This window comes from Gammaproteobacteria bacterium (assembly GCA_019748175.1).
In the GTDB taxonomy this organism is placed as follows: domain Bacteria; phylum Pseudomonadota; class Gammaproteobacteria; order JAIEPX01; family JAIEPX01; genus JAIEPX01.
The window spans coordinates 1-19,128 of the sequence record JAIEPX010000005.1; the positions used below are offsets into that span (position 1 = coordinate 1).

Sequence of the window (19,128 nt, forward strand, 5' to 3'; positions counted from 1 at the left end):
AGCTTCCTTTCACGATGAGGGGTTTTAGGGGAGAGAATCGTGATTCTCCCCCCTAAATATAAAAAAGGAAGCATCTCGCGACAGCCTTTTCGGAATTTGTTTTTGTATAAGGCTAGAGCCAGGCTAACACTCAGGTACATTCACAGCCAGACCGCCTTTGGCGGTCTCTTTATAAATGCTTAACATGTCTTTACCTGTTTGTTTCATGGTGGCAATGACTTTGTCGAGTGATACTAAATTTGCACCTGTTTCTGCGAGTGCGAGTCCTGAGGCATTGATTGCTTTAACTGCACCCATCGCATTTCTTTCTATGCAAGGAATTTGTACTAATCCATGAACGGGATCACAAGTCAGACCTAGATTGTGTTCCATCCCAATTTCCGCCGCATTTTCAACTTGAATGACAGAACCACCGCGTACCGCCGTTAAAGCTGCAGCAGCCATCGAACAAGCCACACCCACTTCACCTTGGCAACCCACTTCTGCACCCGAAATCGATGCGCGTTTTTTATATAATATAGCAATGGCACCCGCTGTGAGTAAAAAATCAATGATATTTTTTTCTGACACATCTTCAAAAAAAACGCGGTAATATTCTAAAACGGCTGGAATAATTCCTGCAGCACCGTTTGTCGGTGCCGTGACGATACGACCACCCGCCGCATTTTCTTCATTAACAGCCATGGCATAAACATTGATCCAGTTCATCATTTCAGGGTGATGATGATGAGGCTTTCCTTTATTAGATATTCGTTCATAAAGGTCCGCAGCTCTACGTTTCACATTAAGACCGCCCGGTAATATTCCTCTTGTTTCACAGCCTTTTTGAATGCAGTTATGCATAATTTCAGCGATAGAAAGTAATCGTTCACGAATTTCATTTTCAGAGCGCCAAACAGATTCGTTGGCCATCATTAATTCAGCGATAGTAATATTTTCTTTTTGGCAATGTGAGAGTAATTGTGCGCCCGTATCGAAAGAATAAGGTGTTTTATTATTGTGAGAAGGTTCGTGATCAAATTCCGCATCCGTAACAATAAAACCACCGCCCACTGAGTAATAAATTTCGCTCGATAAAACAGAATTATTTTGATCCTTCGCTGTAAATTGCAAACCATTAGGATGTTTAGGAAGAGGGTCGTCATGGAAAAGCATATCCGCGTTTTTTGAAAATTTTATTTTTTTTGTATTATTTAAATTGAGATGTTCTTCATTACAAATTGTAAGGAAACGAGGCACGATATACGCAGGATCGACGAGATCAGGAGAATATCCTTCAAGGCCGAGTAATACAGCCTTATCGGTGCCGTGGCCTTCGCCCGTAAGCGCCAATGAACCAAAAAGTTCAATTTGAATCGATTGTACTTGCTCGAGCTTATTTTCAGCGCTAAGTTTTTTTACAAATGCATTGGCGGCCGACATGGGGCCAACCGTATGTGAGCTCGAAGGGCCAATCCCAATCGAAAATAAATCAAATACACTGATATCCATCACTTGCCTCAATCAACAATTAATTAAAAGGAGACAAGAGCGTACCACGCTCTATTGTCTATGCCTACCCTGCTGACTTCGAGACATTGTCAGATGCTCGATAACGCAAAATATTGCCCACTAGGCCGAGGCGTATGTGGTGATCAATGATTGCCATACTCAAGATGTGCCCCTATCATTGGAAGCCTTGGTATTTTATGCTAAGTTGGACTGGAAATTTTGGGTGAATAGGTAACCGCTAACACTAGAGGACATTTTATGCGCATTTCTGAATCCGAACTCATATTAAACAAGGATGGTAGTATCTATCATTTGAATTTGTTGCCGGAAGATTTAGCTGATTGTGTGATCCTTGTCGGTGATCCTGACAGAGTCCCTCTAGTATCACGCTATTTTGATCGCATTGAAATCAGAAAACAAAAACGGGAACTAGTAACGCACACCGGTTACGTAGGCAACAAACGCATTAGCGTTATTTCCAGCGGGATGGGCGTTGGTGGAGTCGATATCGCCATGAATGAATTGGATGCGTTGGCCAATATTGATTTTAAAACTCGCACCGTCAAGTCTGATATCAGAAGTCTTCAAATTATTCGTCTTGGCACTTGTGGTTCACTTCAAAAAAATACTCCTATTGATAGTATTGTTGTTTCAGAACGAGCATTAGGTTTGGATGGGCTGGCAAATTTTTACGATATCAACTACAACAACGATGAAACACGTTTCAGGCAAGCTATTATCGATAAATTTGAAGGCCATCCTGCTATTCAACAGTGCTACGTCGTTGAGGGTGATGCCGCATTAACAAATTTATTTAGAGGAAGCGAAGCTATTATCGGAACCACAGTAACCACGGGCGGTTTCTATGCGGCACAAGGTCGAGTAATTCGCGCTCAGCTTAAAATAAAGGATTTTATCGAAAAATTACAACAACTCAACATGACAAATTTTGAAATGGAAACTGCGGCGATTTTTGCTTTAGCAAAAGTATTAGGGCACCGCGCATCTTCTGCCTGCGTAGTGGTTGCCAATCGTGCTGCACAAGAATACAGCAAAACCCCAGAAGAGTCCGTTGATAAAACTATTCGTTTTTTAATTGAAAAACTGAGCGAACCAAATGGTATCCCACCTGCCCAGTGAATTTAGATTTTAGAACTTCCCAATCAGCCGGGATGGGGAGAGGGGAAAGCTCACGCTCGGCTTCAATGTAAACTAAGGCGTTTTTGGATAATAGATTCGACTCGATTAACCAGGCACAGCATTTTTCAATGAGACCCTGATGAAAAGGTGAATCAATAAACACAATAGAAAATTGATGGTTAGCTAATTTTTTGCTGAGTGACTGAGAAGGCGCTGCATCATGAATCAAGTTAATATTTTTTGCGGATAATTTTTCAGCTGTGGAATGCAAGTATTTAATCACTTCAGCATTTTGATCAACGAAAGTAACAGAAGCTGCACTGCGAGATAAGGCTTCAAATCCAAGCGCACCGCTTCCTGAAAATAAATCTAAACAATGAGCATCTTGAATATCGTTTTGTAGCCAATTGAAAAGGGTTTCGCGAATTCGATCACCGGTTGGACGCAAACCTGCACTATCAGGAAAAGAAATGCGACGGCCACGCCAGCGACCGCCGATTATGCGAAGTTGATTGTCGTTCAAAAGATGCTATTTCCAACGGTAATTGTCACTAGGTTTTTAGGGTTAATGTGACGCTGAAACGAAGCTTTGATGTCCTGCGCAGAAACTTTGCGCACATGATCACGATAGGTATCTAAATAATCGAGCGGCAAACCATAGGTTGTGATATTGACAACATTGGCCAAAATGGCTTTATTGCTCGCTAATCGAAGCGCAAATCCATTGATAAGATTATTTTTGGCTTCATCAAGTTCTTCTTCTGAAGGGCCGTGAGAAATATAATCAGCTAGAGTTTCACGCGCAATTTTGATTGCATTTTTGGCTTGTTCATTGCGAGTTTGTAATCCAATCATAAAGGGACCTTGCAATTTCGTGGCATCAAAATAGCTATAAACACTATACGCTAGCCCGCCTTTTTCACGCACAGTTTTGTATAATCGTGATGTTAAAATTCCACCCCCAAGAATTTGATTGCCTACACTGAGCGGAAAATAATCGGGCGACAGTCTAGGTATCGCACGTTGGCCAATAAGAATATGAGTTTGAGCGGAAGGGAAGCGAATATTTTTTACAGATGAACTATGAGATAAATCTGATAAGTTCAGAACGTTTTTCTTATCGCCGTGTGCTAAATCTCCGACAATTTTTTGAGCTAATTTTTCAGCTTCTGGACGGCTGATGTCACCGACTAAAACGATGTGTGCATTCGTAGCGGTATAATAATGTTTGTAAAAACGAATGAGATCTTCAGCTGATAATTGGCGTACGGTTTCAACAGTACCTAAAGAAGGTTCTGAATAGGGGCCGTTATTGTAAAGTGCTGAATAAAAAGCATGTTCCGCGATAGTTCCAGGTTCTTGCTCTTGTTCTTGCAAAGCACGTAGAACTTGTTGTTGTAATCGTTTGAAATCTTGATGAGGAAAAGTCGGGTTATTGATCACATCAGTGAATACATTGACGGCAGGATCTAGAAATTTTTTGTCAGACATACTGCGCAGAGAGACAGTCGCATAATCTAATTCGACACCGGATCTAAATTGAGCCCCGACATCTTCGAATGCTTGAGCAATTTCATCTGAACTATGAAGTTTAGTGCCTTCATCCAGCATCGCATTAGTTAATGTAGCAATGCCACCATGTTCGCCATCAAATGATGAGCCTGCGGAAAAAACAACGCTCACATCAATGATAGGAATTTCATGCATAGACACAAAATAAACAGGGATTCCATTTTTTGTTTGCCAATGTTCAATGGGAACAACTTGTCGATTTGTCGGTTGTGCTGAAACAATTGTAGTCATAATAGTCATCCAAATTACCGTTAATACTCGTTTAGTGAACATGACCTTCTCCGGCAGTTGAAGGTGCTTGCGATTCTTTACCTGTTAGTGGTAAAGGTTCTAGAACAGCGATCGTCAGTCTATCTTCAATCAAATATTTTTTAGCCACTTTTTGAATTTGTGCTGGAGTTACAGCCTGAATATTTTTAACGTAGTCTTCGCTTAAACGCCAAGATAATCCTACTGATTCTAGGCCCCCAATTTCATAGGCCTGATCAGCAATTGAATCTTTTTTGTAAATTTTTTGCGCCACAACTTGTGCTTTTACACGTGCTAATTCACTGGGCGTGACTAACTCTTTTTTGAGTTTTTCAATTTGATTTAAGATCGCGAGTTTTACATCAGCAGCGTTATGTTTTGCTGCAGGGGTTGCGCTGATTGTTAGTAATGAATCGAGACGATCAAAAGGTGAATAACCTGCGCTAATGGAGCTAGCGATTTCTTTTTCTCGTACTATTTCTTTTTCAAATCGTGCGCTACGACCACCATCTAAAATCCCTGTTACCACGTCCAATGCATAAACTTCCCAAAGTTCTTTTGCAGTTTTTGCTGTGGGGACATTATAGCCCATGACAAGCCAAGGTAATTTAGCAGGTGTTTTAACGACAATTTCACGCTTCCCTAGAGGCACAATTTCAGGTGTCTCTTTTACGGGTGTGAAATTTTTAGCGGGTATTGAACCAAAATGGCGTTTGGCTAATTCAAAAACCTCATCAGGAACAACATCGCCTACTACGACAACCGTTGCATTATTGGGTGCGTACCAATTTTCGTACCACGATTTGAGATCGGCAAGCGTAAGCTGATTAATATCACTCATCCAACCAATGATGGGATGATGATAAGGACTCGAAATGTGAGCTGCCGCCATAAATCGTTCGAGGGTGAGTGATTGTGGATCATCGTCTGTGCGTAAGCGGCGTTCTTCCATCACAACTTGATGTTCTTTAGTAAACTCTGCTTGATCAAAAATGAGATTTTGCATGCGATCGGCTTCTAATTCAAAACTGATGGGTAATTTGCTTTTTTCAAATAACTGATAATAACCCGTGTAATCATCGGCAGTGAAAGCATTTTGTTGACCGCCATTATTTGAGACAATCGTAGAAAGTTGTCCAGGGCCAAATTTTTTGGTGCCCTTAAACATCATGTGCTCAAGCATGTGAGAAATTCCGGTGATGCCTAACGGTTCGTAACTTGATCCAACTTTGTACCAGACCTCAGAGATTACAACAGGGGCACGATGATCTTCTTTTACGAGAATGCGAAGGCCATTGTCTAATTGATATTCGTGAACCTTGGCGTCTGCTCCGAGTGATAATGCGCATAAAGTTGCTAAACCAGTATACTGTAAAAAGCTTTTCATAATTCCTCGCTAAACTTGAGAATTGCATAAACATTGAGACTTAAGGCCGGACAGTGTAGCATCACAGGCACTTGTAAGAAAGTCCAGCCAGACCTCTCTCTACGTGCAATGCGACCCACCCGGGGGTGGAGCTTTCACCCAAGGGTGAGTCTCTGTGAAAATATACTCTTGTAGAACGGTGTTGAGGCAAAACACGATGCTAAGATTTTTAAAATCAAATAAAGATCAAAATGATGCGAATCCGGAAAAAACGGGACTTTTTGCACGTTTGCGATCGGGACTTAAAAGAACACGTCATCAACTGACGGACGGGTTATCCACGCTTTTTTTGGGCAAAAAAGTTATCGATGCCACTCTTCTCACCGATATCGAAACTCAGTTGTTGCTTGCAGACGTGGGTATGGAAGTATGCACATCAGTTATTAAACAATTGACGCAACAAATTGCGAGAGAAGATCTTAATGATCCTCAACAATTATTACTTCATCTCAAAAATATTCTTGCGGATGTGCTTAAACCCTGTTCGGCTCCGCTGATTTTGAATGAAACCCAAAAGCCGACGGTAATTTTAATGGTGGGCGTGAATGGTTCGGGTAAGACAACCACCATCGGTAAGCTGGCGAAAAAATTTACGGATGAAGGTAAACAAGTGATGCTTGCTGCAGGAGATACGTTTCGTGCGGCTGCAGTAGAACAATTGCAAGTATGGGGACAGCGCAATAATGTGCCAGTGATTTCACAGCAGCCGGGTGCTGATAGCGCTTCGGTCATTTTTGATGCTCTTCAAGCAGCGCAAGCGCGCGGAGTCGATATTTTAATCGCGGATACAGCGGGACGTTTGCAATCACAAACTCACTTGATGGAAGAACTCAAAAAAATTAAACGTGTATTAACGAAGCTGGATCCTAATGCGCCTCATGAAGTCATGCTTGTGCTTGATGCAACGGTAGGACAAAATGGTCTGCAACAAGCAAAGCTTTTTTTTGAAGCAGTCAAAGTGTCGGGAATTACTCTGACAAAATTAGATGGTACCGCAAAAGGCGGAATTATTTTTGCCATTGCAAAGCAATTAGCGACGCCCATTCGTTTTATTGGCGTTGGTGAATCGGCGGAAGATCTTCAGGTTTTTGACAGTAATGCCTTTATTGAGGCATTATTCACACCTCAATCGGAGGAAAAACATGATTCGGTTTGAACATGTAACTAAAGAGTATCCTAATGGGCATGTTGCCTTAAAGCAGGTCTCTTTTGAGCTCAAGGATGGCGAGATGGCTTATGTGACAGGGCATTCCGGTGCCGGCAAAAGCACATTATTAAAAATTATCGCCTTGTTAGAAGATTGTTCAGTGGGTAAAGTATGGTTAGGTCATCATGCTATTGCCAATCTTCATCGTCAGACCAAGCCACTCCTACGTCGTAGGATGGGCGTTATTTTACAATCCCCAATGCTTTTTCTTGATCAGACTGCTTTTCAAAACGTTGCTTTACCTTTAGTGATTAATGGTGCTCCCACCAAAGAAATTCCGCGCCGTGTTCGAGCTGCGTTAGATAAAGTGGGTTTGTTAAATAAAGAAAAAGTACTTTGTAGTAATTTATCGTTGGGAGAACAACAACGAACTAATATTGCACGGGCTGTTGTTAATCGCCCAACAATTTTATTGGCCGATGAACCCACAGGAAATCTTGATCCAGATCTTGCTAATGAAATTATAAATTTATTTACTGAATTTAATCGTATCGGAACAAACGTATTAATCGCTACACACAATTTATCGTTGATTGATGAAAATCAGTACCGCGTATTGCATTTAAATCAAGGTAGATTGGTCAGTTGTGATTAAATTATTAATGGAGTGTATTGATGAAACATCAAGGCTTAAAACAACTGTATAATATTCTCACAATTTGCCTTGACCGTATTGCTCAATATCGATTGGCGAATTTGGTGACAGTGTTGTTGCTGACAGCTACGCTGAGTTTACCGGCATTATTTTGGTTAGTGACGGCTAATTTAAATAAGGTCAGTCATCAATGGTACAATAGTACGGAAGTGAGTGTTTATTTAAAATCTGAAACAAAAAAAAGCGATATCGAAAATCTCATGGCGCAACTGCATAAAGATCTCAGTGTGGCCGAAATTCATTATATTTCACCTGAAGAGGGGTTAAAAGAAATGGCTCAGCAATCTAATTTGCAGAGCGTTTTGCAAACACTCCCGAATAATCCGTTGCCGGGTGTTATTGCGGTTAAACTCAAACCTACTGAAAATTTGAGTGAAACAGCAAAAAAACTTCAAGCGACCCTTGCCCCTAATCCTATTATAGAGACAGTGCAAATTGATAGTTTGTGGTTGCAACGATTGCAAGGCATGTTGTCCACTTTAAAGAAACTCAGTTTTATTTTGGGCATTTTATTGATAGTCGGAGGAATTCTCATCGTCAGTAATAGCATTCAATTAACGTTAGAAAAACATCGACATGAAATTGAGATTTATCAATTGGTCGGTGCCAATAGTCTTTTTATTCGCGCACCTTTTTTAATTTCAGGATTATTTATCGGACTTACTGCAGGAATGTTAACATGGGTTGTCGTCAATTCGATTTTGTTGTGGTTATTGCCGAATGTCGATAATTTAGCAGCATTATATCAAAGTACTTTTCAATTAACCGATTTTGGTTTTGTACAAGGTATCGTTTTATGCTTGGCCAGTGGAGTATTGGGAACTGTTGGCGCTGTTGTCGCATCACGAGATTTCGGATAAAAGGGCAGATCTAGTTAAGCCGCTTCTTCGATCACTTTTTTCACTTTCATCATGGCATGTTTTTCAAGCTGTCGAATGCGTTCTGCTGAAACATTATATTTTGCAGCCAAATCGTGCAGAGTCAACTTGCTATCATTTAACCAACGATGTTGTAAAATGTCCAAACTGCGCGGATCTAATTCAGCTAAGGCTGAGTGAAGTGATTGCTCCCGTTGTGATGACCAATCACGTGACTCAGCAGCGTGGGCTGGGTCGAATTGATGAGACTCTAGAAATTCAGCGGGCGCTGATATGTCGTCGTCATCATTAGAAGCGCGATCAAAAGCGACATCGCGGCCATGAAGTCTTTCCTCCATACGAGACACTTCGATTTCTTTAACGTCGTGTTTATGCGCAAGCAGTTTCACTTCACTACAACTTAACCAATCGCGTACTTTATTAGCTTTGCGCAGATTGAAGAAAAGTTTGCGTTGAGCTTTGGTGGTAGCTACTTTGACAATACGCCAGTTGCGTAAGATGAATTCGTGAATTTCGGCTTTGACCCAATGCATAGCAAACGAAACTAATCGTACGCCTTTGGTGGGGTCAAAACGTTTTACGGCTTTCATTAAGCCAATCGCGCCTTCCTGGATAAGATCTGATAAAGCGAGGCCATAGCCTAGATAACCGCGAGCCACACTGATAACATATCGCATGTGGGACATAATCATACGTCGAGCGGCTTCGTGGTCGCCAGTTTTAGCAAAATGAAGCGCCAGCTCTATCTCTTCTTCAGCGGTCAGCAAAGGGATTTGTTGGGCCCAATGAATATAGCTTTCTAGGCTCCCCATTGGGACCGCTAACTCCAATTTCTGTAGACTATTTGACATAGACTTCTCCAGGACTCTAATTGAATTGACCCATTTTAGCAGTCTTTGCTGGAGAGTGCTAGCTTTTTATTGCTGTAAAAGTGCGTATTTTTACCTAGTAAAGGTAGAATGAACAGGTGAGGGTAAGGGGTCACATCAAGCTTAGATCTGACCCCTTCAGGACTATTTACCAGGAGCGCTGGGCGGAGCACATTTGCAATCGAAGATATTGCTAGTGCCAATGGTTTCAATGACTCGGCCAGACAACGTGGTTTGAGTGCTTCTTGGAGGCGGAGTAAAGGTTGGAGCTTTATTGACGTTTACAGAACCCTTTTCATCAGTTTGTGACTGAAGTGTGTCGCTACCCATTTTGTCTAGGTCACCTTGTGTAGGCATGACCGATAATTTATTCCAACTTTTGTCCGCATCTGCCTCTGCGAATGAGCTATAGGGTTTTTCTGATGTGCCGTCTCCACCGGGAGGAACGCAGCATCTCGCATACGCGACTTTTTGTGGTTTTTGGGCTGGAGGCTCATCTTTAGCTGGTCCAGATTGGCTTTTGCCGGCATTTACGGTTGAACTTGGACTAGCTCCTGAGCTTGAACCCCCACTTGAACTGCTTCCCGTAGACTGTTGAGCCTGTACAGAGACAGTACATACTGCAAGCAGCACTGCTAATGCTAATTGAGTTTTCATAATTCCCTCCTTAAAGTGATAGTTACAGAAGAACACACCAAAGCTAGGTGTGAACATCTCCCTACCCTAAATTATAGCTTACTACCGAGGATTTTGCCGGGTTCCCCAATGCAGTGAAGTAGGGATTTAATCGCGCCTATCAGTTAAAGCTATTTCCTTGAAGTGTATACGGTAGAGGTAGGCTGTATGGCTGTGGCATCTTGACTTAAAATTTGATTGTTTGGATACGCTCTAATGTCGATCACAGTGTTTTCGTGTTCGTCGGCAGATTTTCGAGGTTGTTTATAATTTTGTTGCGCACTAAAAAGTGTAATTGAACGAAGAGGACTTTTAAGGGGGAATACGCAACCAATATCACGAAGCTCAGTTTTTAATGATTTAAAAAATTCACCTTGTTTTGTATTCTGAAAACCCATCGTTGCGACCATACAATCAGGGCATAGGTAATTTTTTGAAAAGGCATTGAGCACAACTGCGTATATTTTGCAGCCTCTGGAAAACTGTATATTAGCGTGAAGAGCATCTAGAATATGTTTTATAATGTGGGGTTGTTGCAAATGATCAAATAATGCCGGCTCAGAATGATGAAAATGTTTTTCAAAATCGTATTCGTCAGCAGAAGAATCTTCTGATCGAAATAATTTTTCGATACCTTCTTTGCTTAGTGGTCGCCCAGCGTTATTAACATTGTCAACTGCGGTACTTTTTATGTCCTCTGGTGCCGCATCAAATCGCGCAAGAATTCGGTCCCGCGCATCCGGACTACGCTTAAATTTTTTAAATGTTGAAGTGGAATTGGGTTTTTCGATAATTTCTTCGGATTGCCACGCATGTGTGGGATGATATTTCGGTGTGAATGTCATATTCACTTTAACGGCTACTCGAGGCAAGTCACTGCCTGGTTGGTGTTCCCCTTTTGAAACTATGAAGGTAAGGCTTGCGCTAAGATAATTACCTTCGCTTTTCATTTGTGCGCGAACCTCATTTTGTAAAAGCGCATGTTCTTCGTTGAATGATTGAACTAACTCTTGATTTCGCCCAAAACGGCAACCGAATCGTATGGTGAGGTTTTTTACCCAGTGCACATCACTTGCAAGAGAAAATAATCGTTGTTGAGAGCGGGCTTCAAATAATGCTTCGATTTGTCCTTTTAGGGATGCGCTATTTTTTTGGCCGGGTGCAAATTGATGATCGCGCGCCATTTGACGCGGAGTTCTCCCTTCAATGTTAGTGCTATTGAAATCAACATTGGGTTGAATCAGAAGTCGAGCTAAGATCTCAATTTGGCCGAAAAATACAGCATAATGCAATGCACTCCAACCAGCAGAATCAACATGTGCTAAATTACACTGAGGTGAGGTCATTATTACTTTTCCAAGTTTGTATAATCCACGAGAGATTGCTTTTTGCAAAATTGAACATTGAGCCCGTTGATTGTTGAGATCGTCAACAATGTGATTTGGGTTAGCGCCATGTGATAATAATATTACGGCTGCTTCAGCGCGAATTCGATCAGCATGAGGATTATAGTTTGAATCTTTAAATCCACCTGTCAGACAAAATAATGGAGTTTGATCAAAGGCGTCGACAGCATTAGCAGCTTGTGGATTGGCGGATAAAACAAAATCTACTAATTCAATGGATCCAGCAATATCAATGTGTAAGCAGGCGAGATGAAGAGGTAATTGTAAAAATAAATTAGTGATTTTTGCAGATTCTTTGTGACGATATACTACATGGAGACAATCATATGCACTGTGTGTTACTGCGATATGCCAAAGAGAATTGCCATCTTGGTATCGATGTAATGGATCCATATCTTTTATACATTGTCCTAATAAACCGCTCTGATTATTTAATGTGGCAAAATAGGCAGTTTTAATTGCTTGAGATTGATTATAGAGAGAGGTTTCAATGGTATTTGGAGTTATTTTTGCTTGTTTAATTTCGCCCGGCTTCTCCAAGGCTTGTTCACCTGCTTCATCGTTAGAGTCAAGAGTTCTTTTAGGTGCTGCTTTTGATTGTGAATTTTGTGGCGCTAAAAATTGATCCATTCGCATATTTCCTTTTGGAGGAGCAGCTTCTTTTTTTATTTTTTTGAGATCGGATTCACCGCCTTTGGTTGGCGTTTTTGAAGAAAAATAAAATTGTGGGTTTTGAAAAAGTTGAACTAATTCAGCAGAAGAATCGGCGGGAAGTAAGTCGATGGATGCAATCCCAGCTTTATTGACTAACAGAGGATGACAGCCACATTTTATAAGGCACTCGACTAATTCAAAACTAAAAGGTTGTTGTACTAGTGCAACGTGTAGTGAGGTATCGCCGTTGTCGTCAGTACACAGTGGGCTTACTCGATTAGCAAACATTTTTCGAACTTGAGGTATTTCGTTTCGTCTGACATGTGTGAATAATTTAGCGCGTTCTTCAGCGTTTCGAGCAACAAATTTGTCTATCATATCAGTAAATTGTTTTTTATAGGCTGTTACAACCTGTTGACCATTATAGCCGCCTACCTTATAAGTATTTTTATAGGTATGGTGGCTAATTTTAAGATCAACAATTGAATAATTGCTTTTTTTAAGAGTGTCGATAAATGATTTAACATCATTTTCGAGTAAACAACTAGATTGCAAATTTAAACGGGCGATATAACTGTTTTGTGATAATAAGCGTGTAATTGCAGGTAAAGCCGTCGTATCAAATCGGTTTCCGCCGAGGTAAAGGCTTGAAACCCGTTTGTTCGTTTCTAATGTTTGACACAAGGAATTAATGCCGTCGTTACCGATGAGGTTGCCGTGTAAATTTAGCACAGTCAGGGGAGGATTGTTTTTTAGCCACTGAGTCAATAACGGTATGTCAGAATCACCGAAACCAACTGAAATGAGTTGAAGTATTGTAAAATTGGGATGATTGCTAACAATATCAATAATCTTTTTAATCACACGAGGTGAGAGTTGCATGTCAGAAATTATTAGTGATCTTAATGAAGAGCATCCACTTCTTTCAAGAGCGCAAAAAATCTCAAATAATTCAGGTTCAGGCATTGTTAATTTTTGAAAGTGAATATGCCTTACAGCTCGGCATGTTTCCAGTTTCCTAACAAATATATTCGATTTGAAAGGATTAAATGTGAGATCTTCGGCGAGAATTCTTTGAGTAGTACCGCCTTCTTCAAACGAGTGTAAGAATTTATTAACCTTTAATTGGTTGGGAATTCCTGCATTATACGTAGAGTCTTGGTTTGATAGCTTCTCAACATAACTCGGTTGTGTGCCATGGGAGACTTCTTGAATACTGAGATTATTTTCTAGAAGTTCGGCAATAGGCTTATATTCTTTGCGCTCGATATCACATGAAAAATGTAATTGAGTTATTGTGCAGTTTGGTAGGACGCGCTGAAAAATTTCTGGTTGTATTTCACTTAGCTCTAGTTTCTCAATTTTATAAGGAGATTGTAAGCAACTTATAAGAGCACTAATTTGCTCGGAGGAGATATTAGGCGGTACCTTTAGACAGTTAGTTCTTCCCTGATTAACTTCGACCAGTGAAGCATTGAACTTTAATGAAGAAAACAGCCTTGCCACAGTAGATTGTAATGTATCATCGGATCCTCTAGTGCCAAATAATTGAGATTTTGATTCTTCTTCATGTTCCCATCCGAATTCCGCAAATTTGTGTAAGGAAATTTTCAAAATACGTGTGTTGATAGCTAGAATTCTTGCTAGGCGAGTTATTTGATAATAATGGGTTAAATAGTTAGTAAGGATTATTGTGGTGATGTTTTGATGGGAGGCCAATTCCGCGAAATAGCTATCAAACAATAATATTCGTGGGTTTTCAATAACGACATTCTGTTGGGCTGGATCAAACAATTGTTTGTTTTGTGGGTTAGCCATTAATGCATTTTGTTCCAAACTCGCAGATATACTACTTTCTTTTGTAGTGTTTGTTTTTGCCTTTAAAGGTAAGGTTTTATTGTAAAGGGCGACTTTTACAAGCCTTGGGTTAGACTCTACCAGATCGCATAATCTGACCATTTCTCCTTCTGATAAGGGTGTTTTAATATGCAAAGCCGTAATACTGTTGTTATTTTGAAAGGCTTCTGCGAGTCGGGCGTCTTTGAGTAAATTTGGATAATCCTGAAGTTGACAGATTGGGTTAGAATGATTTCTCAGCTTCTGAATAGCTGTAAGCGCCTCAGCATTCCTTTGCCCGCTTTGTTGGCTTTTGTCAGCAGTCCATTTTTGCATATTTGCCTCTTATAATGTCAGAAAAAAACAGAATTTTCGATTGCATGCGTGATGATCCTAGCATTAAACATTGTTTTAAGGCAAAGAAAGCTTAATCAATGACCGTAGAGGAGATCTTTATCCGGGTTACATACAATAGCTTTTGAGCGCTTCAATCTCTATTAGGATAAGTGTTTCGCACTTGACTTAAATGCACAGCGTGATAGGGTACCATTTTACCAACTTAACCGAGGAACTGACCGTGAAGACATCCAAAATTGCTATTAGTGCCGCATCTACGCTTGGACTAGGGTGCATTACTATTCTATTTTTATGGTTAGCAGATGCTACAGCGACGCCGACGGCTACACCTGCTCCAGCAGCTAATTTCAGCGCTGATCAAAAGCAACAAATCGAGCAAGTCGTGCATGATTACCTCGTTAATAAACCTGAAGTTTTGATAGAAGCGTCCAAAGCACTTCAACAAAAACAAATGGCTGAAGTGTCAACAAAAGCGAAAGATGCGATCGCAAAAAATGCGGTGGCATTATTTAATGCTGCTCAAGCACCGACATTAGGTAATACTAACGGTGACGTAACAATCGTAGAATTTTTGGATTACCAATGTGGCCATTGCAAATCAATGTCACCTGTTATTGGTGAGCTCATTAAAGCAGATCCAAAAGTTCAAGTAGTCATTCGTGGTCTTCCGATTTTTGGTGAATCTTCAAAAATTGCAACGAAAGCAGTGATAGCAGCTAACAAACAAGGCGCAGAAAAGTTTGCAAAATTTAATGATGCACTGTTAGCAAGCACTGGTCCATTAAACGAAAAGAGTATTTTTGCAGTCGCTAAAAAATCTGGATTGGATGTTACCAAGCTCAAAAAAGATATGTCATCTAAAGAAGTGGAAGATCAAATCAATGAAAATTTTCGTTTAGCACGTGAACTGGGCTTGATGGGAACACCCGCATTTATTTTAAGTAATCGTAGTTACAGTAAAACAGAATTTGTTCCAGGTGCGACATCTAAAGATGAGTTGGTAGCGCTCATTGCAAAATTACGTAGTTAATCGCTAATTCTTTTGAGGGGAAGATCCATATTCTTCCCCTTCAATTGTTCTAGGATCCCTTTTTAATCGAGTGACCGATGCCAACACTAAAAGCCTTACCAAAAACCTTCCAAGAACTTATTTCAAGACTCAATGAGTTTTGGTCTAAACAAGGTTGTGTGATTGTTCAGCCTCTGGATCTTGAAGTAGGAGCGGGTACTTTTCATCCGGCTACTTTTTTACGTGCTATTGGTCCTGAGCCTTGGTCCGCAGCGTTTGTTCAGCCGTGCCGTCGTCCGACGGATGGACGTTATGGTGCCAATCCCAATCGCGCGCAACATTATTATCAGTACCAAGTCATTTTAAAACCATCACCTAACGATATTCAGGAAATTTACTTAGATTCGTTGCGTGAATTAGGCATTGATCCTCTCGAACACGATATTCGTTTTGTTGAAGATAATTGGGAGTCACCTACACTGGGCGCATGGGGTTTGGGTTGGGAAGTGTGGCAAAATGGTATGGAGATTACACAGTTTACTTACTTCCAACAGGTCGGAGGTTTGGAGTGCAAACCTGTGACGGGAGAAATTACTTACGGTCTCGAACGAATTGCGATGTATCTTCAAGGTGTTGAAAGTATGTATGATGTTTTGTGGACTGAAAGCAATGGCCGACGAGTGACTTACGGCGATGTTTTCCATCAAAACGAAGTTGAAATGTCTAAATATAATTTTGAACACGCCGATATCGAACATTTAAAACACTTATTTTCAAATTATGAGAAACAATGTCACGAATTAATTGCATTGAGTTTACCATTGCCCGCTTATGAAATGGCTTTAAAAGCATCGCATACTTTTAACTTATTGGATGCGCGGCGTGCGATCAGTGTGACTGAACGTCAGCGATTTATTCTGCAAGTGCGGAAATTAACGCAAGCCGTTGCGCAAAGTTATTATGAAGCTAGGGAAAAATTAGGCTTTCCATTATTGCAGGAAAAATAAAATGCCAATCTTTAAACATGACAAAAAACCGCTAGATTTTCTCGTTGAAATTGGTACCGAAGAATTGCCCGCGAAAATGCTGCCCATTTTAGCCAGTAGTTTTTGCGAAGGAATTAAAAACGGCTTGATTCAAGCTGAATTACAGCATGAATCTGTTGCGTGGTATGCGACTCCTCGTCGTATGGCTGTTATCGTCAGCGCATTAATCAATCAACAACCGACTCGCCACATAGTGCGATTTGGCCCTGCAAAACAAGCTGCTTTTAATCAAGAAGGAGAGCCAACGCCGGCTGCTCTTGGATTTGCACGATCCTGTGGCGTTGATTTGAAAGACATTTCATTTAAAGAAACCGATCAGGGTGAGCGATTGTATTTTGAACAGCAACAACCGGGTGCTGCCACGCAGTCTTTACTTGCGTCTATTGTTAATGAGGCATTAAAAAAATTACCGATTCCAAAACCGATGCGTTGGGGCGCGAACGAGACGCAATTTATTCGGCCTATTCAATGGGTTTTGATGTTGTTTGGTCAAGAGGTGATTCAAGATCCTGTAATGAGCGTGATACCGACACAGCAAAGCTATGGTCATCGGTTTCATCATCCTGGTAGCATTGCTATAAAAGAGCCTTCTACTTACCAAAAGCAATTGTTGGAAGCGAAGGTGGTTGTCGATTTTAATGACCGCAGAAATGCTATACGAGAAAAAATTCAAGCGAGCGCGACTAGCCTTGGTAATCCCATTATTGATGAGGCGCTGCTGGATGAGGTCACAGGATTAGTTGAATGGCCCGTCGCATTATTAGGAAAATTTGATCCAAAATTTCTTGTGGTGCCACAAGAAGCTTTGATTTGTGCAATGCAAGTGCACCAAAAAAGTTTCGCAGTACAAGATAAAGAGGGGAAATTACTCCCACATTTTATTACGATTAGTAATATTGAAAGTACTAATAAAAATTCTGTAATCGTGGGTAATGAGCGAGTGATTCGTGCACGATTATCTGACGCTGAATTTTTCTTTCAAGAAGATATTAAGCACAGTCTTGAGCTTTTTGTAGAGCAATTAAAATCAGTTGTTTTCCAAGCAAAATTAGGTAGCCTTTTTGAAAAGACCGAGCGAAATAAACAATTGGCTCGGGCCATTGCGCAGCTTATTAAGGCGGATCCTTCACAAGCAGAACGTGCAGCGCATCTCGCCAAAGCTGATTTAGTGACGAAAATGGTCGGTGAATTTCCGGAGCTTCAAGGGATCATGGGGCATTATTACGCTCTTTTGGCTAAAGAACCTCAACATGTTGCGTTGGCGATTCGTGAACATTATTTGCCACGATTTGCCGGCGATGTTTTGCCGGAAACACTCGAAGGGTGTGCGCTTTCTTTAGCGGATAAATTAGATACCTTAGTGGGAATTTTTGGCGTGAATCAGGCTCCTACTGGCGATAAAGATCCTTTTGGATTGCGTCGTGCTGCCCTCGGAATTTTGCGCATCACAATTGAAAAAAAATTATCGCTAGATCTGCGTCAATTGTTGGAAGTTGCTGTTAGTCATTATCATGTTAAACTGCCAAATGAAAATGTTTTAGAAGAGACATTGAATTTCATTGTGGAACGTTTAAGAACATGGTACAGCGCACAAGGTGTTTCTGCGGATATTTTTGCTGCTGTACATGCGCGATTCCCTACCAATCCTTTGGATTTTGATGGACGCATTAAAGCGGTTCAACATTTTAAAACCTTGCCGGAAGCTAAATCGCTTGCCGCAGCGAATAAGCGTGTAAGTAATATTTTAAAAAATCAAACGAACAATCTCGAAAAAGTGAATCCACAGCTTTTTGAAAACGATGCTGAAAAAAATCTTGCTCATTTGATGAACACAAAACAATCTGAAATTACCTCCCTTTATCAATCAGGTAATTATGATCAAGCTCTTACAGAATTAGCCTCATTACAAACACCTGTGGATCAATTTTTTGATCAAGTGCTGGTGATGGCTGAAAACCCAAGCCTACGTGATAATAGACTTTTGCTTCTTTCACAGCTTCGCAATATGTTCTTACAAATAGCAGATATATCCTTGCTCTCAGAGCAGGGATGATTGAAGATTGGGGCTGTTGATATGAAGAAGAATGTGGATGCTGCAGGGAATGAAAATTACGATAATCGAATCAATAAGCTTCAAAATTCAGCTTTACAAGAAGCGGTTCAAAACGCTCTGCATGCTTTGGGTTCAGTGCATAAATTGTTACCTGCAAATGAAATTCATGCAAAAGTTGATATTTCAGACGATGAAAACGAAACGCTGATTGCTTATGCTGAAAAGCCTTTAGATAAAAAAAGGGAAAATAAATTTAATCTGATGCTAAAGAAATACTGTGAAAATTCTTATCCTACAACACATGAACTCGGTCAGATGCTGGTTATCGTTGGAATTTTAGCCATTTTTACGAGTTTCATTTTATTATCTGTTACAATTCCAGTCGTTGCGAGTACTTTGTTCGTTAGTTCTGTGGTAAATAGTTTGTTAATTGCCGCTGTTATTACAGGTACCTTGGGCAAGGCCGCAATCAGCGTGGGAATGGGTATGACATTATGGTCTCGTCCTGATATGAATGGGCGTGCCTTATTAGATGTTCGTGAAGAATTGCATCCAGGATCTTATGATGCAGATCCGTTTGGGTCCTGTGATTTTGCTTGAAGTGA

The 19,128-nt window shown here is 40.7% G+C and carries 15 protein-coding genes; 8 read left to right on the forward strand and 7 right to left on the reverse strand.

The annotated features are described in order from the left end of the window. Positions 1-123: 123 nt before the first annotated feature. Positions 124-1,491, reverse strand: coding sequence for an L-serine ammonia-lyase (locus tag K2X50_02590; protein MBX9586124.1), 1,368 nt, complete (start codon positions 1,489-1,491; stop codon positions 124-126). A gap of 258 nt (positions 1,492-1,749) precedes the next feature. Here K2X50_02590 and K2X50_02595 point away from each other — a divergent pair, with 258 nt between their 5' ends. Continuing rightward, the gene (locus K2X50_02595) at positions 1,750-2,631 is read left to right on the forward strand and encodes a nucleoside phosphorylase (protein ID MBX9586125.1); all 882 of its coding nucleotides are present in this window, start codon (positions 1,750-1,752) and stop codon (positions 2,629-2,631) included. On the opposite strand, the gene rsmD is transcribed toward K2X50_02595, so the two are convergent. The 3 genes from rsmD to K2X50_02610 are packed head-to-tail and all read right to left on the reverse strand — an operon-like array spanning position 2,573 to position 5,839. Then, the gene (gene rsmD, locus K2X50_02600) at positions 2,573-3,154 is read right to left on the reverse strand and encodes a 16S rRNA (guanine(966)-N(2))-methyltransferase RsmD (GenBank protein MBX9586126.1); all 582 of its coding nucleotides are present in this window, start codon (positions 3,152-3,154) and stop codon (positions 2,573-2,575) included. The two genes, K2X50_02595 and rsmD, sit on opposite strands and share 59 nt — an antisense overlap. After that, on the reverse strand, positions 3,151-4,476 hold the full coding sequence (locus tag K2X50_02605; protein ID MBX9586127.1) for an insulinase family protein: 1,326 nt from the start codon (positions 4,474-4,476) through the stop codon (positions 3,151-3,153). Before K2X50_02605 ends, rsmD begins: the two co-directional genes overlap by 4 nt. Beyond that, entirely contained in the window at positions 4,466-5,839 is a 1,374-nt protein-coding gene (locus K2X50_02610) for an insulinase family protein (protein MBX9586128.1), read from the reverse strand. The genes K2X50_02605 and K2X50_02610 overlap by 11 nt, the downstream gene beginning before the upstream one ends. 196 nt (positions 5,840-6,035) lie before the next feature. Between K2X50_02610 and ftsY the strand changes: the two genes are divergently transcribed. The 3 genes from ftsY to ftsX are packed head-to-tail and all read left to right on the forward strand — an operon-like array spanning position 6,036 to position 8,600. Further along, the gene (gene ftsY / locus K2X50_02615; protein MBX9586129.1) at positions 6,036-7,034 is read left to right on the forward strand and encodes a signal recognition particle-docking protein FtsY; all 999 of its coding nucleotides are present in this window, start codon (positions 6,036-6,038) and stop codon (positions 7,032-7,034) included. Then, complete coding sequence (locus K2X50_02620) at positions 7,021-7,680, forward strand: ATP-binding cassette domain-containing protein (GenBank protein ID MBX9586130.1); 660 nt, start codon at positions 7,021-7,023, stop codon at positions 7,678-7,680. Before ftsY ends, K2X50_02620 begins: the two co-directional genes overlap by 14 nt. A gap of 20 nt (positions 7,681-7,700) precedes the next feature. Beyond that, positions 7,701-8,600: a permease-like cell division protein FtsX gene (gene ftsX, locus K2X50_02625; protein MBX9586131.1), complete on the forward strand. Its 900-nt coding sequence runs from the start codon at positions 7,701-7,703 to the stop codon at positions 8,598-8,600. Between the two features lie 14 nt (positions 8,601-8,614). Here ftsX and rpoH read toward each other — a convergent pair whose 3' ends face one another. From rpoH to K2X50_02640, 3 genes are all read right to left on the reverse strand, one after another. After that, entirely contained in the window at positions 8,615-9,469 is an 855-nt protein-coding gene (rpoH, locus tag K2X50_02630; GenBank protein ID MBX9586132.1) for an RNA polymerase sigma factor RpoH, read from the reverse strand. A 162-nt stretch (positions 9,470-9,631) separates the two neighbouring features. Continuing rightward, on the reverse strand, positions 9,632-10,144 hold the full coding sequence (locus K2X50_02635; GenBank protein ID MBX9586133.1) for a hypothetical protein: 513 nt from the start codon (positions 10,142-10,144) through the stop codon (positions 9,632-9,634). A gap of 149 nt (positions 10,145-10,293) precedes the next feature. After that, on the reverse strand, positions 10,294-14,394 hold the full coding sequence (locus K2X50_02640; GenBank protein MBX9586134.1) for a hypothetical protein: 4,101 nt from the start codon (positions 14,392-14,394) through the stop codon (positions 10,294-10,296). Between the two features lie 241 nt (positions 14,395-14,635). Here K2X50_02640 and K2X50_02645 point away from each other — a divergent pair, with 241 nt between their 5' ends. The 4 genes from K2X50_02645 (at position 14,636) to K2X50_02660 (ending at position 19,123) form a co-directional block, all read left to right on the forward strand. Then, positions 14,636-15,445, forward strand: a complete 810-nt coding sequence (locus tag K2X50_02645; GenBank protein MBX9586135.1) for a DsbA family protein — start codon at positions 14,636-14,638, stop codon at positions 15,443-15,445. Between the two features lie 77 nt (positions 15,446-15,522). Continuing rightward, entirely contained in the window at positions 15,523-16,431 is a 909-nt protein-coding gene (gene glyQ, locus K2X50_02650; GenBank protein MBX9586136.1) for a glycine--tRNA ligase subunit alpha, read from the forward strand. A gap of 1 nt (position 16,432) precedes the next feature. After that, positions 16,433-18,523 (forward strand): glycine--tRNA ligase subunit beta, encoded by a 2,091-nt coding sequence (gene glyS / locus K2X50_02655; GenBank protein ID MBX9586137.1) that lies wholly within the window; start codon positions 16,433-16,435, stop codon positions 18,521-18,523. Between the two features lie 21 nt (positions 18,524-18,544). Further along, on the forward strand, positions 18,545-19,123 hold the full coding sequence (locus K2X50_02660) for a hypothetical protein (GenBank protein ID MBX9586138.1): 579 nt from the start codon (positions 18,545-18,547) through the stop codon (positions 19,121-19,123). Positions 19,124-19,128: the final 5 nt, after the last annotated feature.

Coding starts and splice junctions, on each gene's coding strand:
- K2X50_02590 (MBX9586124.1), bottom strand. CDS start 1,491: ATGGATATCAGTGTATTTGATTTATTTTCGATTGGGATTGGCCCTTCG.
- K2X50_02595 (MBX9586125.1), top strand. CDS start 1,750: ATGCGCATTTCTGAATCCGAACTCATATTAAACAAGGATGGTAGTATC.
- K2X50_02605 (MBX9586127.1), bottom strand. CDS start 4,476: ATGTTCACTAAACGAGTATTAACGGTAATTTGGATGACTATTATGACT.
- K2X50_02610 (MBX9586128.1), bottom strand. CDS start 5,839: ATGAAAAGCTTTTTACAGTATACTGGTTTAGCAACTTTATGCGCATTA.
- ftsY (MBX9586129.1), top strand. CDS start 6,036: ATGCTAAGATTTTTAAAATCAAATAAAGATCAAAATGATGCGAATCCG.
- K2X50_02620 (MBX9586130.1), top strand. CDS start 7,021: ATGATTCGGTTTGAACATGTAACTAAAGAGTATCCTAATGGGCATGTT.
- ftsX (MBX9586131.1), top strand. CDS start 7,701: ATGAAACATCAAGGCTTAAAACAACTGTATAATATTCTCACAATTTGC.
- rpoH (MBX9586132.1), bottom strand. CDS start 9,469: ATGTCAAATAGTCTACAGAAATTGGAGTTAGCGGTCCCAATGGGGAGC.
- K2X50_02635 (MBX9586133.1), bottom strand. CDS start 10,144: ATGAAAACTCAATTAGCATTAGCAGTGCTGCTTGCAGTATGTACTGTC.
- K2X50_02640 (MBX9586134.1), bottom strand. CDS start 14,394: ATGCAAAAATGGACTGCTGACAAAAGCCAACAAAGCGGGCAAAGGAAT.
- glyQ (MBX9586136.1), top strand. CDS start 15,523: ATGCCAACACTAAAAGCCTTACCAAAAACCTTCCAAGAACTTATTTCA.
- glyS (MBX9586137.1), top strand. CDS start 16,433: ATGCCAATCTTTAAACATGACAAAAAACCGCTAGATTTTCTCGTTGAA.
- K2X50_02660 (MBX9586138.1), top strand. CDS start 18,545: ATGAAGAAGAATGTGGATGCTGCAGGGAATGAAAATTACGATAATCGA.